We start from the raw sequence: 14,200 nt of genomic DNA, 5'->3' as shown, positions 1-14,200 counted from the left end.
GACTCGGGCCCATGAGCACCGACCTCGGCACCCCTGCCGTCCTCAGTCCCGACGAGGCAGAACGCGCCGTACGCCTGGCCGCGCCGCGTGGCTACTGCGCCGGCGTCGACCGGGCCGTGATCACTGTCGAGAAGGCGCTCGACCTGTACGGCGCCCCTGTCTACGTCCGCAAGCAGATCGTGCACAACAAGCACGTCGTCTCCGATCTCGAGAGCCGTGGCGCCATCTTCGTCGAAGAGCTCGACGAGGTGCCCCAGGGGGAGACGGTGGTCTTCTCCGCCCACGGCGTCTCGCCCGAGGTGCACCGCCAGGCAGAGACCCGCAGCCTGAAGACCATCGACGCCACCTGCCCGCTGGTGACCAAGGTGCACCACGAGGCGAAGCGGTTCGCCGCCGACGACTACGACATCCTGCTGATCGGCCACGAGGGCCACGAGGAGGTCGAGGGCACCGCCGGTGAGGCACCCGACCACATCCAGCTCGTGCAGGGCCCCGAAGACGTCGCCAACATCGTGGTCCGCGACCCCAACCGGGTCTCGTGGCTCTCCCAGACCACCCTGTCGGTCGACGAGACCCTCGAGACCGTGGCCGCGATCCGGGAGCGCTTCCCCGCGCTGCTCGACCCGCCGAGCGACGACATCTGCTACGCCACCCAGAACCGCCAGCTCGCGGTCAAGGAGATCGCCGCCGACGCCGACCTGGTGATCGTGGTCGGCTCCGGCAACTCCTCCAACTCCGTGCGCCTGGTCGAGGTGGCCCTCGAGGCCGGGGCCAAGGCCTCCTACCGCGTCGACGACGCCACCGAGATCGACGAGGCCTGGCTCGAAGGTGTCGACAAGGTCAGCGTCACCTCCGGTGCCTCCGTGCCCGAAGACCTCGTCGACGGCGTGCTGGCCTTCCTCAGCGCCCGCGGCTACCCCGACGCCAAGGCAGTGCACACCGCCGAGGAGTCACTGATCTTCGCGCTCCCGCCCGAGCTGCGTCGCGACCTGCGCGCCGCCCAGAACGCCGGCAAGTAGCCCACGACGATGGCGCGCTACCTCGACGTACACCCGGAGAACCCGCAGCAGCGACTGATCGACCAGGTCGTCGAGCAGCTGCGCGACGACGCGCTGATCGCCTACCCGACCGACTCGGGCTACGCGCTGGGATGTGCCCTGGGCAACCGTGACGGCCGCGACCGAATCCTGCGGATCCGCGAGCTCGACGACAAGCACCACTTCACCCTGATGTGTCGCGACTTCGCCCAGCTCGGCCAGTTCGTGCACGTGAACAACACGGCGTTCCGGGCGATCAAGGCCTCGACGCCGGGGCCCTACACCTTCATCCTGCCGGCGACCGGCGAGGTGCCGCGGCGGCTGATGCACCCGAAGAAGCGCACCGTGGGCGTGCGCATCCCGACCTCGCCGCTGGTCCACGCGCTGCTCGACACTCTCGGTGAGCCGCTGCTGACCAGCACGCTGATCCTGCCGGGCGAGGACGAACCCCGCACGCTGGGCTGGGAGATCAAGGAAGAGCTCGACCACGTCGTCGACATCGTGATCGAGGCCGGTGAGGTCTCGGCGCAGCCGACCACCGTCATCGACTGGTCGGGCGACGCACCCGAGATCGTGCGCGTCGGCGCCGGAGACCCCACGCGCTTCGAGTGACGGCGTGCGTGCCGCCACACGGCGTACGCCGGTCAGCGGTCACTTGGTCATGATCGGGGTCTGGATGACCTTCACGCCGGTGCGCCGGTCGACCAGCTTGCCTCGGCCCTGGGGCTGGGGCTCGAACTTGTTGCCGTGCAGCACCGCGCCCTCCTCCTTGGAGCCGGAGAGCAGCAGGCCCGGCGTGCCGAGCTCCTTGAGGCGCTTCTGCAGCGGCTCGAAGCTGCCGCCGCCCGAGCCGCCGGCAGAGCGGGTCAGCACCACGTGGAGGCCGATGTCGCGGGCCTGCGGCAGGAACTCCAGCAGCGCGTGGAGCGGGTTGGGCTGGGCGGCCGCGATCATCTCGTAGTCGTCGATGAGCACGAACAGCTTGGGCCCTTCCCAGCGCGGCACCTCCTGCGCCGTCGGGTCGACCTTGATGCCGGCGAGGCGGTCACGCATCGCGGAGGCGATCTGCTTGACCATCTCGGGCGCGTCACCGGAGTTCGTCACGTAGGCGAGCTGGTGCCCGGTCGTGACCGCGCCGATCATGCCCCAGCGGTAGTCGAACGTGACGATCTTCGCCTGTTTGGGATCCCAACGTGTCGTGATGCCCCGGGCGATGGCCCGCAGCACGTTGGACTTGCCGGACTCGACGTCGCCCAGGATCAGGAAGTGCGGCTCGGCGTCGAAGTTCACGAACACCGGCGAGAGCGTGTCCTCGTCGAGGCCGAGCGGCAGCGCCGACTTCTCCTCGTCGGGCACGGGCAGCTGGTCGTACGGCATCTTCCGGGGCAGCAGTCGCACCTCCGGCGCCTCGGGGCCGGTCCACGCGTTGCGCACCCGCTTGACCATGTCGGCCACGCCGTCGGCGACGTCGTCGGAGCTGGAGGACCCGTCGATGCGCGGGAGTGCGGTCAGGTAGTGCAGCTTGTTGACGCTCAGGCCGCGTCCGGGCATCTTCTCCGGGACGTTCTTGGCGGCCCTGCGGTCCACGTCGGACTCGGCGGGGTCACCCAGTCGCAGCTCGAGGCGCTGGCCGATGAGGTCGCGAAGGGCCGGCCGCAGTTCCATCCAGCGCTGGATCGAGACCACCACGTGCACGCCGAAGCCGAGGCCACGCGTGGCGATCTTCGTGATCTGGGCTTCCATCGCCTCGTGGTCCTGGCGCACCGTGCCCCAGCCGTCGACGACCAGGAACACGTCGCCGAACCCGTCACCCGGCTCCGCGCCGGAGGCCACCATGCGGCGGTAGGTCTGCATCGAGTCGATGCGCTTGGCGGTGAAGTGCGCCTCGCGTCCGTCGATCAGCGCGTTCATCTCGGAGACCGTGCGGCGCAGACGCTCGGGGTCCATGCGGGTGGCCACGGAACCGACGTGCGGCAGGTCGGAGAGACCGCTCAGCGTGCCGCCACCGAAGTCGATGCAGTAGAACTGCACCTGCTGCGGCGTGTGGGTCAGGGCCAGGCCGCTGATCAGCGTGCGGAGCAGCGTGCTCTTGCCGCTCTGCGGACCGCCGACCACGACGGCGTGCGAGCTGGCCAGGCCGACCCACAGGGGGTCACGACGCTGCTCGAACGGCTTGTCCTCGATGCCGATCGGCGCCGACAGCATCCGCGAGTTGTCCCACTGCCCGGGGCGCAGACCGTGTTCGGTCTCGGCGAGCGGGGGAAGCAGGTCGTTGAGGGACGGCGACTCGTCGAGCGGCGGCAGCCACACCTGGCGTGCCGGGGTGCCGCGGCCCTTGAGCCGGTCGACCATGATCTCCATCAGCGTCTCGCTCGGCCCGGTCGGCTCGGCCTCGGGCGTCGTGTCCTCCGGCTCGACCTCCTGCTGGCGCGGCTCGAGGTACGCGACCTCGTAGGGCAGCACGTAGCCGCCGACCGCAGACTCGCTCAGCCCCGCACCGACGGCGTTGGGGTTGCGCTTGTACGGCGCGGAGACGTAGGCCGCACGGAACCGCACGAGGCCCTCGCTGGCCTCCTTGAGGTAACCGTGGCCGGGTGCACTGGGCAGCTCGTAGGCATCGGCGACGCCGAGCACGGTGCGGCTCTCCATCGCGGAGAACGTGCGCAGGCCGACCCGGTAGGACAGGTGGGTGTCGAGGCCGCGGAGCTTGCCCTCCTCGAGGCGCTGTGAGGCGAGCAGCAGGTGTACGCCGAGGGAGCGGCCGAGTCGGCCGATCATCACGAACAGGTCGATGAAGTCGGGCTTGGCGCTGAGCAGCTCGCTGAACTCGTCGACCACGATGAACAGGGAGGGCATCGGGTCCAGGGGAGCGCCCTGTTCACGGGCCTTCTCGTAGTCCTTCAGCGACGAGTAGTTGCCGGCGGCGCGCAGCGCCTCCTGGCGGCGCACCATCTCACCGGCGATGGCGTCCTTCATGCGGTCGACGAGGATGAGCTCGTCCTCGAGGTTGGTGATCACCGCCGAGGTGTGCGGCAGGACGTCCATGCTGGCGAACGTGGCACCACCCTTGAAGTCGACCAGCACGAAGTTGAGCATCTCGGGGGAGTGGGAGACGGCCAGTCCCAGCACGAGGGTGCGGAGCAGCTCGGACTTGCCGGATCCGGTGGCACCGATGACCAGGCCGTGGGGCCCCATGCCGCCCTGCGCCGACTCCTTGATGTCGAGGTCGACCGGGTGGCCGGTGGGTCCGACCCCGATCGGCACCCGGAGTCGGTTGCGGGCCGCCCGGGGGCGCCATGTGGTGTCGGTGTCGATGTTGTGCGGGTCGCCGAGACGCAGCAGCTCGGGGAGGGTGACGTCGACGGTGAGCAGGTCGGTGGGGTCGTTCTCGGCGCCGGCGGACATGCGGTAGCGGGTCATGGCGCGGGCCAGCGTCGTGCACTCGGTGGTGGAGAGCGCGTCGGGGGCGCCCAGCGGGGAGCGGGTGATGTCTCCCGAGGTGCCCTCCTTGCGCACGATCGAGACGGTGCCCTTGCGCAGCTCGAGCTGCAGCACACCGGAGGAGTGCTCGGTGGGCAGCACGCCGCGCAGGTCGACCACGGTCACGCCCTGCACCAGGCCGGCGGCCAGCTGGGCTTCAGGCGGAACGCGTCCGCCGTCGAGTACGACGACGAGGTGCGGGCCGTCGGACGCGGCGTCGGCACCGAACCGCGGACGGCTGCTCAGCAGGTCACCCAGCCGCGCCTCGATGGCGATCAGGTCGTCGCGGACCAGTCGCACCTGGCCGACGGCGTCGGTGTCCTCGGACAGGGCGTGGGGCAGCCACTTGAGCCATTCCCAGTCGCTGACCGTGTTCTTGCCGGCGCAGACGGCGATGCGGACGTCGTCTGGCGACTGAAGCGTGGCCAGCTGGGCGATCATCGCCCGCGCCATGGCACGGGTCTGGTCGACCTGCCCGTTGAGGCTGATCAGGCCGAAGGCACGCAGCGACACGGCCACCGGGAGGTCGGGGACGGACTTGTGGGTGCCGACGAAACGACGCAGCGCGCCTGCGGAGATCGGCTCGAGGTCCTCGACCGGCTTGGTCTCCGGCGTGACCAGCGTGACCGCCAGCCGCTGTGGGCCGCGACCGATGCGGACGGCGAGATGGTCGACATCGGTGGCACGGCGCTCCCACAGCCGGGTGCCGAGTGCGAGGCACCAGAGGGAAGCGGGGTCCGGGTGGTGCCACAGGGCTGCCTTGCGCTGCTGCTCGACGGCCTTGCGGACGCGGCGGCGTACCTGCACGAGGTAGCGCTGGTAGTCGCGGCGGTCGCCGTCGAGCTTGCGGCGCTTCTCGCCGGACTGGCGTCCGATGTTGCCGACCATCATGCCGGCGAAGGCGACCGCCATCATGCCCATCGCGAGCATCATGATCGGGCTGCCGCCGGTGCCGCCGCGCGCGGTCATCATGAGTCCCATGCCGCCGGCGCCGGCCAGCATCGGCAGCATGGTCAGCGCCTGGCCGACCCCGCCGCCCTGGGTGGTCTCGGGCAACTCAGGGGGTGACTCGAGGACGATCTCGCCGCGTGGTTCCCGCGGCGCGCGCTGCCGAGCCGGCCGCTTGAACAGTTGCGTTCCCACACACACCTCCCGAGTCAGCCGGTGCGGCGTGTTCGACCCGCACCGGTGGAAACCACCCTCGATGGTCCACAATGCTGGTGACAATACCGGGCGCGGACCCGGATGACGTCTGGAGGTGTGATGGCTGCGAGCACGATGTCGAGTCTGTGCCGGCTGACGGTGATGACCACGAACACGCGAGTCGATCTCGCGGTGCCACTGGACCTGACCGTTGCCGAGTTGCTGACGAACCTGGTGGGGACCCTCGGCCCAGAGGTGGCCGATCAGGGTGCCGCGGCCGGCGGGTTCGTCCTTCAGCGCACGGGGGAGGCGCCGTTCGACCCAGCCCTGACCTTGCGGGCAGGGCAGATCAGCGACGGCGACCTGCTCCACCTGCGCATGCGCGCGACCCAGTTGCCCGAGGTGGCCTACGACGACGTGCTCGATGCCGTCGCCACCGGTGTGCTCACCAAGTCGGCGCGGTGGTCCGACGCCCACACCGCACGGGCCTGCACCTGGTTCGCGTCGTTGTCGATCGTCTTCGTGCTCTTCGCCTGCCTCCTCTCGGGTCCGTCGTGGATCGCTCCCGCGGCCATCTCCGGAGCCCTGAGCCTGCTGCTGCTCGGCGGCGCGGTCGCCCTCGACCGGGCCTACGCCCAGCCCGGGCCAGCCCTGGTGGCGGCCGGCTTCTCGATCGCCACGGCCTTCGCGGCGGGCGCCATGGTGGTCGGTGGCGACGAACGCGTGTGGTCGTTCGGCGCGACCCAGCTGTTGCCTGGTGCCGCTGCCGCGGTGCTCATCGCCCTGGTCAGCCTGGTCATGCTGAGCCGCGGCGTCCCTGGCTTCACCGCCGTGATCGGCAGCGGTCTCCTGGCCGCGATCGGTTCTGCGGCCGCCGGTTTCGGCGACCTCGACGTCGCGGCGACGGCGGCATTCACCGCGGGCGTGGCGCTCCTCCTGTCACCGATGATCCCGATGGTCGCGTTCAAGCTGTCCCGGCTGGCGCTGCCTTTCGTCCCGACCGGTGCCGACGACCTGCGCAACGAACGCACGACCGTCGACGGCACCCGCGTGCTGGGGCAGGCAGTCCGGGCCGACCAGTTCATGACCGGCATCGTGGCCGCACTCGCCGCGGCGGTCGGCGGCGGTGCGGTGTTCCTCGCCTCCGCCGGAACCGTCGAGCAGGTGCTGGCCGCCGTCCTCGGTGGCATCGCACTCTTCCGGGCGCGCCTGTTCACCGGTCGCTCGCAGCGCCTGTCGATGCTGATCGCGGCGGCGGCTGCCGGCGTGGCCGTGCTGGCCGGGCTGTCCGCTGACGCCGAGCCGCTCGTGCGACTGCTCGTCCTCGTCGTACCCGTCGCTGCACTGGCCCTGGCCATGTTGGCCCTCGTGGTGGTCCTTCCGGGTCGCCGCTACGCCCCGCCCACCAGCCGTGCCGCCGACATCTTCGAGTCGCTGTTGGTGCTGTCCGTGCTGCCGCTGATCCTGGGCATCGTCGGGGTCTACGGCAAGATCCGCGAGATGGTCGGCTGACGTACTCGGGCGGGGGCGGGAACGCGCTCAGCGCCTGGTCTCGTACCTGGTCAGGACCACCCCGCCGGGAAACGTCCGTGTCTCCACGAGGTTCAGGTCCACCCAGCTGTCCAGTGCGGTGAAGAACGGTGTGCCAGCGCCCACCAGGACCGGATGGGTCACGATCGTGTACTCGTCGACCAGCCCGGCCCGCATGGCCGCGCCGGCGAGCATGGCACCACCAACCCGCATCGGCCCGCCGTCCTCGGCCTTGAGCCGGGTGATCTCCGCGACCGCGTCGCCGGTGACCACGCGGGTGTTCCAGTCGGCCCTCTCGATCTGCGAGGAGAAGACCACCTTCGGTGTGTCACGCCAGTTCCGCGCGAACTCGACCTGCGCCGGGCTGGCATCGGGCTGCTGGTCGCCGGTCGGCCAGTGAGAGCTCATGGCCTCCCACAGCTTGCGCCCGTACAGCAACAGGCCGGTCGCCAGCTCCTCGTCGAGCCACCACTGGAACAGCTCGTCGCTCGGCACACCCCAGCCGATGTCGTCACCGGGCGCAGCGACGTAGCCGTCGAGTGTGAGGTTCATGCCGTAGACCAGTTTCCGCATCGCGCCCTGCCTCCTGTCAGCCGCGCAGGGCGTCGCGTTCGCCCGGCGTGGCCTCGAGGCGCACCAGCTGCACGCTGCCTCGCGCCACGACGGCGACCGCGTGCGGCGGTACGACGGTCAGGGACGCGGCCGCGTCACCCAGGTTGAAGACCCGGCCGGCCGCGTTGGCCAAGGTGGTGCTCAGTGCGCCGAAGAACGCCACGTCGGCGTTGCCGAAGCTCGAGAGCCGTGCCGCGTCCGCCTCGTCGTGGCCCTCCGGCAGGTTGCGGAGATCCAGGAGGCACTGCCAGTCGGAGACCTCCGCGAGCGGGCGAGGCTCGTCGGGCCGGTCCTCGATGACCAGGCCCGGGCCCTGGATCGCGGGCGGCAGTGGTCCGTTGGCCGGCACCAGCCGGGTGTCGGAGCCGTTCCGCAAGATCGGTGCCCAGGCCGCCTCGCGGTTGGTGACGATGCGCACCGCGACACCGGACACGGCAGCGCGCAGCGACATGAGCTGGGCGGCGTAGGGTCCCGAGAACACCACGATCCGGGTGCCACGAGGCCGGAGCAGGCGCAGCGTCAACGGGCCGGACTTGTTGCGGCCGAGGAACACTCCGGTGGTCGGTGCCGGTGCGACGTGCTCGGGCATCAGGGGCTGTTGCCAGGCGCGGCTCATGCTGCCTCCGCCGAGACGCCGAGCAACGTGGTGGCCTTGAGCAGTGGCACCTGCTCACCGAGGACCCGGTTGATCCGCAGCCCGAGGTCACGGCTCACCGAGTCGAGATGGTCGACCGCACCCTGCACCACCTCGGTCGGGCCGCTGAGGCGGAGCAGGAGCAGCAGCGTGGGATGGCGGTGAAGCGGCCCCGGCTGCAGGACCGCACTGGTCGCCACGATCGGCACCGGGAGCACCGCGGCCAGCTGGTCGAGCTTGGTCACCGCGTCGTCTCCCGAGACCGCGAAGGTCATGGACATGGACCCCTCCAGTCGGACGTCGTTGAGTGATTCGGTGGCCGAGGGCAGCGTGCCGTCCGGGGACATGGGCACGGGCCCGAGACAGCTCGCGCTGTCCATGGCCACGACCTTCTCGGTCAGGCGGCGGACCTCCACGCCCGCCGAGGCCAGCACCTCTTCGGCGCGCAGGACGCAGCGGCGCAGGATCTGGTGGATCGCGGCGTGCCCGCCGCGTTGTGCGATCACGTCGGCGGCGTACACGGTGTCGAGCGTCAGCACCAGGTGCCGCATCGCCAGGCGGGGCGCGGGTGCGACCGGGCCGGCCGGGTTGCCCGCCGTGGCCGGTGCCGTCATGGTGACGAGCCGGACGCTGGAGAGCGGGACGTCCTCGACGGTGAGCAGCGTGGCCAGTCGCTCCAGCGGGATCGGGGCGTCGTCGTTGAACACACCGGCCAGCGGAAGGGCCAGCGGCACCGACCATGTCGTGGCGTCGCGGATCGCGCCGACCGGTACGCCGCCACCGGCGGTCGGAACGCTGACGACCTCGTAGGAATCACCAGTCAGGGATGCGATTCCCTGGCCGCGGAGCCGCGATCGACGCGAGCGCATGGCCAGCCAGGATCGCACCACCTGGTGGAGACCGCGTCGGCGTACGGACACCAGGGCGAGTGCCGCGGCGACCACGGCGACGACGCCGCCGACGGGCATCCAGATGCCCTTGAACGCGACGGCGACCAGTGCGGCGGCAGCCGCAATCTCCAGCAAGACCAGGCGGGGGCGCGAGAGGAGTGACATGAGGGTGAGTATGCCGGACCTCTATGGTTGTCCTCGACCTATGGTGATTGCCGTTCTTGTCCGGTTCCGAGTGAAGGGGGCGTGGTGCAGACCCGCCGCGATCAACTGCACGCGTATCGCTTCATGACCCGACGTGCCATGTCGGCACTGGTCACGGGCGAACCCGACTCCGTCGAGCCGCCGATGCGACGGCTCACCGTGATCACCATCAGCGGGATCATGATCGCCATCGTGGTCGCCGCGGTGTTCGCCGTGATCGGCATCCTGAAGGGCGGCGGCGGAGACGCCTGGCGCGAGGAGGGATCGGTCATCGTCGAGGAGGAGACCGGCGCCCGCTTCGTGATGATCGACGGAAAGCTGCACCCTGCCGTCAACTACGCCTCGGCCGTGCTGTCCACCGGTGCCAGCAAGCTGGTGGAGGTCCACCACGTGCCGCGGTCCGACCTCGACTCCGTGCAGCGATCGACGACGATCGGCATACCTGGCCTGCCCGATTCGATGCCCTCGCAGGAAGAACTCGTCCGCGGCCCGGTCACGGTCTGCTCACAGGCCGAGGCCGAAGGCGTCAACGTCAGCGCCGTGGTCCACGTCCAGGTGGGCGGCGACTCGTCCTCGCAGCCGCTGGACCCTGATGAGGCTCTCTACGTCGAGTCGTTCGACGGCGAGCGGTTCCTGCTCTTCCAGGGTCGACGCCATCTGGTCAGCGAGACCGTCGAGCCCGCCCTGCAGATCACCCAGGACCCCGTGAAGGTGGGCAGCGCCTTCCTCACCGCGATTCCCGTCGGCACACCGTTCGAGACGCCGTCGATCGACCAGGCGGGCTCGCCCACCGAGGAAGCCGGGCGCTCCATGCTGGTCGGCCAGGTGATCGAGGTCGACGACGGCACGTTCCGCGTCGTACTGCCCGACGGCATCGCCACCATCACCGACGTGCAGGCCAAGCTGCTCCGCACCGCGAAGCTCGACGGGCAGCGCCGCGACCCCGTCCCGATGTCCCTCTCCGACGTGCTCGACATGCGTGAGTCCGACGGCATGGACGGCGAGATGGAGGGGCTGCCCTCGGCGATGCCGTCGCAGTCCTCCGCCGCGTCGACCGCATCGGGTGCCTGCGTCGTCTTCGACGAGGACTCGTCGGCCCTGCGGCTGGCCGTGCCCACGGACAGCCAGGCCGGTACGCCGACCAGCGAGTCAGACGCCTCGAAGCACGGCAGCGCCGACGACGTCTCACTCTCACCCGGCGTGGGACTCATCGCCAGCACCCCCGCCAGCAACATGGTCTACCTGATCGGCGAGCCGGGGGAGGCCTACCCCGCGCAGGGGATCGGCACCCTGGCCAGCTTCGGCTACGACGGCGACGACGCCGTGGAGATTCCGGCCGAGCTGCTCGGCGTCATCCCACACGGGGACGCGCTCGACCCGGCCCGGGCCCGGCTTCCGCTCCAGCAGTGAGCCCACCCGACAGTGAGCCTGAACGCCGGCTGATGCCGGCGGCCGGATCCGGCACGACCCTGTTCTCTCGCAAGTTGCCGGTTTAGGCTCTCGGGAGATGGGAATTGGTACGTCACCGACCACTCAAATGGAGAGGAAGTACCGTGTCCGGATTCAATACCAGTCAAGAGGCGATGGCCGCTGGGGCGGCCCACGTCGACGAGGCTACCCAGCAGGTGCAGGGCCACATCAACACCCTGCGAACCGAGATCGAGACGATGCTGGGCGGATGGGGTGGCGGCGCTGCGACCGCGTTCCAGAACCTCCACCAGAACTTCGAAGGCCAGGCGAACCGCATCAACAGCTCGCTGCAGTCGATGCAGGAGGCCCTGGTCTCCACGCGTACGACGTACGCCGCGCAGGAGGAGCAGGAATCCTCCAACATCACCAACCTGTCCAGCCAGATCAACGAGATGTGAGGTAGTAGGTCATGAGTGAAATCAAGGTCAACTTCGGATCCCTCGAAGCTGGTAAGGCCGGCATCCAGAAGACCCACGGTCAGCTGGTCTCCACCCTCGACGACCTCGAGGCGAACCTCCAGCCCATGCTGCAGACCTGGGACGGTGCGGCTCGCGAGGCGTACTACCAGTGCAAGCAGGAGTGGGACAACGCCGCCGCGCAGATGGCGACCACCCTGGGCCAGATCGGCACGCTCGTCGGTTCCGCCCAGGAGAACTACCAGCAGGCTGAGGGCACCGCCACCAACATGTGGCAGTGAGCTGACGCTCGCCGTACGACGCCGCAGCACTGCGGCCGCTATGTGCCCCGACTCATTCCATGGGTCGGGGCACACGCATGTCCGGACCTGGGGGATGAAAGCCCTGTGTCCGGACGGTACCGTCGGGGTCATTCCGCGCCCCGACCACGGGCGACGACTCGACAGCGAGGATGAAGACATGAAATTTCTCGGGCTGCTGGTTTCCCTCGTCATGGCGTTGGGGCTGACCGCGTGTGGTGATGACGACTCGGGCAACGGCGACAAGGGGAGCAAGGGTGGCAGCGGTGACGGTGGCTATGCCCAGCCCGAGGGCCCGGCGCCCGACCTGTCCACGCTCGAGGGCGGGACGACGCCGCTCAAGGCCGCCAACGGCGGCGCCTACCCCGACGCCTGTTCGGTGTTGAGCGAGGAGATGGTGCTGAAGCTGTTGCCGGCCGCTGGAGAGGACGGCGAGGCCGGCGTGCAGCGTTCGTCGGAGGACCAGAACGGCACGCCCTACATGTGCCAGTACTTCTCCGGCACGGCCGACGACGAGAACGTGGGATTCATCATCGTCAGCTTCGACCAGAACGCCGCGGTCGTGGACCGCGCCGTCGTCGAGGATGCCTTCAACTCCTCGAAGGAGGCGGCGGCCGACGACGAGGACTTCGTCGACTACAAGGACGAGCTCGGCGCGGGTTCGGACGCCTTCTTCGACGGCGTGAAGGTGAACGTCCTGGTCGGGGGGATGATGTTCGACGTCACCGCCAGTGGCACTGAGCCCTCGAAGGACGACAAGGCGCTGTGGCGGGACAACGTCGATGTGCCGGTGGCGGAGAACATGCTCTCCCGGTTGCAGTAGCCGTACTCAGCAGACACAGAAGTGGCGCCCTACCCGCACTGCGGGTAGGGCGCCACTTCTGTGTCGCGGTGGGGCTGGAGTCACTCGCCTTCGATGACCGAGGACGGTGCGTCCGGGTTGCCGCCCCAGACGTCGTCGTCCTCACTCAGCCAGGTGGAGCGGTCGGTCTCGCCCTCTTCACCGCCGCCACCGCCCCTGCCCGGCATCATGCCGGGGCCGGGGCCGGGGCGTCCGCCGGCGCCCATGGTGCCGACCGACGGACCGGTGCCCGGTCCGGGTCCACCGGGACCGGCAGGTGAACCGGGGCCGGGGCCGCCCGTGGGCAGGCCACCCGGCGAGAGACCGCCGGGGCCGGGGCCGGGGCCACCGGGACCGAGGCCGGCCAGGTTGGAGCCGGTGTCGAGCCCGGGTCCGGGAGGTCCAGGAGGACCAGGAGGGCCAGGGATGGGGCCGGGAGGACCAGGAATCGGTCCGGGCGGTCCGGGAGGTCCGGGCGGACCGGGAATCTCCGGGCCGGGGATGGGTCCCGGAGGCCCAGGCGGGTGTGGACCGGGAATGGGTGTTCCGGGTCCGGGGGGTCCGGGAGGTCCGGGCGGTCCCGGAGGTCCGGGCGGTCCGGGAGCCGGGTTGGTCCCCGGCGTGTTCACCTCGGCGTTGGACGGCAGCTTGTCGAGGCCGTTGTGGTTGATGTTGTCGAGGAGCGTCTGGTAGCGGGTTCCCGCATCGCCGCCGGAGTTCTTCGCGGTGTTGAAGGCCTCCCCGACGCCCGACATGCCCTCGTGCACCTGGCGGGACGCAGTCGACAACGAGCCGGAGGTGAGGTGCAGCTGCTCGAGGTTCTTGATCGCCTTCTCGGCGGTGTCGCCCTCCCAGTTGGCCTCACGAGCCTTCTGGATGGCCGTGTTGAGCTGCTGCTCGATCTGGTTGAGGGTGCCGTGGATCTCCTTCCACGTTCCTGCCTTGTTGAGGATCTTGCCCTCACTGACCAACGCCAGCTGCTCGTTGAACCAGTCCTCGTCCGTTCCGGCGGTGCCGCCCTCGACGAACAGGAAGCCGCCGGGGTTGTGGAGCTCTACGTTGACGTAGCTCTCGCCACTGGTGTCGAAGCCAGCCATGTCAGCCTCCCACGTTCGGCGGAACCGGAGCGGTGCTCGTGCTCGAGTTCTGCTGGTTGGCGGCCTGTTCGTTGGCCTTGTCGGTTCCGTGGAGCGTGTCGATGGTGGAGCGCATCGCTGCGTGCACCTCGGCGGCCTTCGTCCTCAGGTTCCCGACGTGGATCTTGACCGCATTGGTCACATCGCTGACTTCGCCGCCGAGGTAGGACCAGCCTCCCTCGGAGTCGGACAAACCCATGTCCGACATGATTTCTGCTGAGTCGTCCATCGATCCCAGGCCGTGGGTGTCCCCATCGATGATGCCCGGGATACGTGCCAGGGCTTCGTAGGCCTCCTCCAGCACGTCAGGATCGAACCTGGTTCCTGTCCCCATAGTCTTCCGTCCCAGTTGTCGGGGCGCCCTCGCACTCGCAAACCCAGTGGCTCCGGTCGTGTGTGGTGCGCCGTGGTTCAGTTGGTGATCGCTGGCGTACCCACTGTCCAGCGGATCAAACCCGAGATTAGGCAGGCGAGCATGAAGTGTCGAGCCCGACGCACAGTCGAACCG

At 69.6% G+C, this 14,200-nt stretch carries 13 protein-coding genes; 7 read left to right on the top strand and 6 right to left on the bottom strand.

What is annotated here, in order from left to right:
• Window positions 1-11: 11 nt before the first annotated feature.
• Together ASD66_RS01810 and ASD66_RS01805 are read left to right on the top strand one after the other, a co-directional pair.
• Complete coding sequence (locus tag ASD66_RS01810; protein WP_056681410.1) at window positions 12-1,019, top strand: 4-hydroxy-3-methylbut-2-enyl diphosphate reductase; 1,008 nt, start codon at window positions 12-14, stop codon at window positions 1,017-1,019.
• A 9-nt stretch (window positions 1,020-1,028) separates the two neighbouring features.
• Complete coding sequence (locus ASD66_RS01805) at window positions 1,029-1,649, top strand: L-threonylcarbamoyladenylate synthase (RefSeq protein WP_056681409.1); 621 nt, start codon at window positions 1,029-1,031, stop codon at window positions 1,647-1,649.
• Between the two features lie 39 nt (window positions 1,650-1,688).
• On the opposite strand, the gene eccCa is transcribed toward ASD66_RS01805, so the two are convergent.
• Window positions 1,689-5,660 (bottom strand): type VII secretion protein EccCa, encoded by a 3,972-nt coding sequence (gene eccCa / locus ASD66_RS01800; protein ID WP_056681408.1) that lies wholly within the window; start codon window positions 5,658-5,660, stop codon window positions 1,689-1,691.
• Window positions 5,661-5,762: 102 nt separating this feature from the next.
• Here eccCa and eccD point away from each other — a divergent pair, with 102 nt between their 5' ends.
• Window positions 5,763-7,172 carry a type VII secretion integral membrane protein EccD gene (gene eccD / locus ASD66_RS01795; RefSeq protein ID WP_082563773.1) on the top strand — a complete coding sequence of 470 codons (1,410 nt, stop codon included), beginning with the start codon at window positions 5,763-5,765 and terminating at the stop codon, window positions 7,170-7,172.
• Between the two features lie 27 nt (window positions 7,173-7,199).
• Here eccD and ASD66_RS01790 read toward each other — a convergent pair whose 3' ends face one another.
• From ASD66_RS01790 to ASD66_RS01780, 3 genes are read right to left on the bottom strand one after another with little or no spacing between them, the layout of a single operon-like run.
• A complete protein-coding gene (locus tag ASD66_RS01790; RefSeq protein ID WP_056889856.1) occupies window positions 7,200-7,763 on the bottom strand; it encodes a dihydrofolate reductase family protein in 564 nt (187 codons plus the stop codon).
• A gap of 16 nt (window positions 7,764-7,779) precedes the next feature.
• Window positions 7,780-8,418: a hypothetical protein gene (locus ASD66_RS01785; RefSeq protein WP_156388503.1), complete on the bottom strand. Its 639-nt coding sequence runs from the start codon at window positions 8,416-8,418 to the stop codon at window positions 7,780-7,782.
• On the bottom strand, window positions 8,415-9,491 hold the full coding sequence (locus ASD66_RS01780) for a type VII secretion protein EccE (protein ID WP_056681405.1): 1,077 nt from the start codon (window positions 9,489-9,491) through the stop codon (window positions 8,415-8,417). Before ASD66_RS01780 ends, ASD66_RS01785 begins: the two co-directional genes overlap by 4 nt.
• Before the next feature lie 81 nt (window positions 9,492-9,572).
• Here ASD66_RS01780 and eccB point away from each other — a divergent pair, with 81 nt between their 5' ends.
• From eccB to ASD66_RS01760, 4 genes are all read left to right on the top strand, one after another.
• Entirely contained in the window at window positions 9,573-10,940 is a 1,368-nt protein-coding gene (eccB, locus tag ASD66_RS01775) for a type VII secretion protein EccB (protein WP_056681404.1), read from the top strand.
• A 143-nt stretch (window positions 10,941-11,083) separates the two neighbouring features.
• The gene (locus tag ASD66_RS01770; RefSeq protein WP_156388501.1) at window positions 11,084-11,398 is read left to right on the top strand and encodes a WXG100 family type VII secretion target; all 315 of its coding nucleotides are present in this window, start codon (window positions 11,084-11,086) and stop codon (window positions 11,396-11,398) included.
• Between the two features lie 11 nt (window positions 11,399-11,409).
• Window positions 11,410-11,697 carry a WXG100 family type VII secretion target gene (locus ASD66_RS01765; RefSeq protein WP_056681402.1) on the top strand — a complete coding sequence of 96 codons (288 nt, stop codon included), beginning with the start codon at window positions 11,410-11,412 and terminating at the stop codon, window positions 11,695-11,697.
• A 178-nt stretch (window positions 11,698-11,875) separates the two neighbouring features.
• Window positions 11,876-12,538: a hypothetical protein gene (locus tag ASD66_RS01760; protein ID WP_156388500.1), complete on the top strand. Its 663-nt coding sequence runs from the start codon at window positions 11,876-11,878 to the stop codon at window positions 12,536-12,538.
• Between the two features lie 80 nt (window positions 12,539-12,618).
• Here ASD66_RS01760 and ASD66_RS25605 read toward each other — a convergent pair whose 3' ends face one another.
• Window positions 12,619-13,653 carry a collagen-like protein gene (locus tag ASD66_RS25605; protein ID WP_056681400.1) on the bottom strand — a complete coding sequence of 345 codons (1,035 nt, stop codon included), beginning with the start codon at window positions 13,651-13,653 and terminating at the stop codon, window positions 12,619-12,621.
• 1 nt (window position 13,654) lies between these two features.
• Window positions 13,655-13,996 carry a hypothetical protein gene (locus tag ASD66_RS01750; RefSeq protein WP_056681399.1) on the bottom strand — a complete coding sequence of 114 codons (342 nt, stop codon included), beginning with the start codon at window positions 13,994-13,996 and terminating at the stop codon, window positions 13,655-13,657.
• Window positions 13,997-14,200 lie beyond the last annotated feature (204 nt).

Source organism: Nocardioides sp. Root151, from assembly GCF_001427925.1.
Taxonomy (GTDB): Bacteria; Actinomycetota; Actinomycetes; order Propionibacteriales; family Nocardioidaceae; genus Nocardioides.
This window is presented reverse-complemented; position numbering and strand designations above follow the sequence as displayed.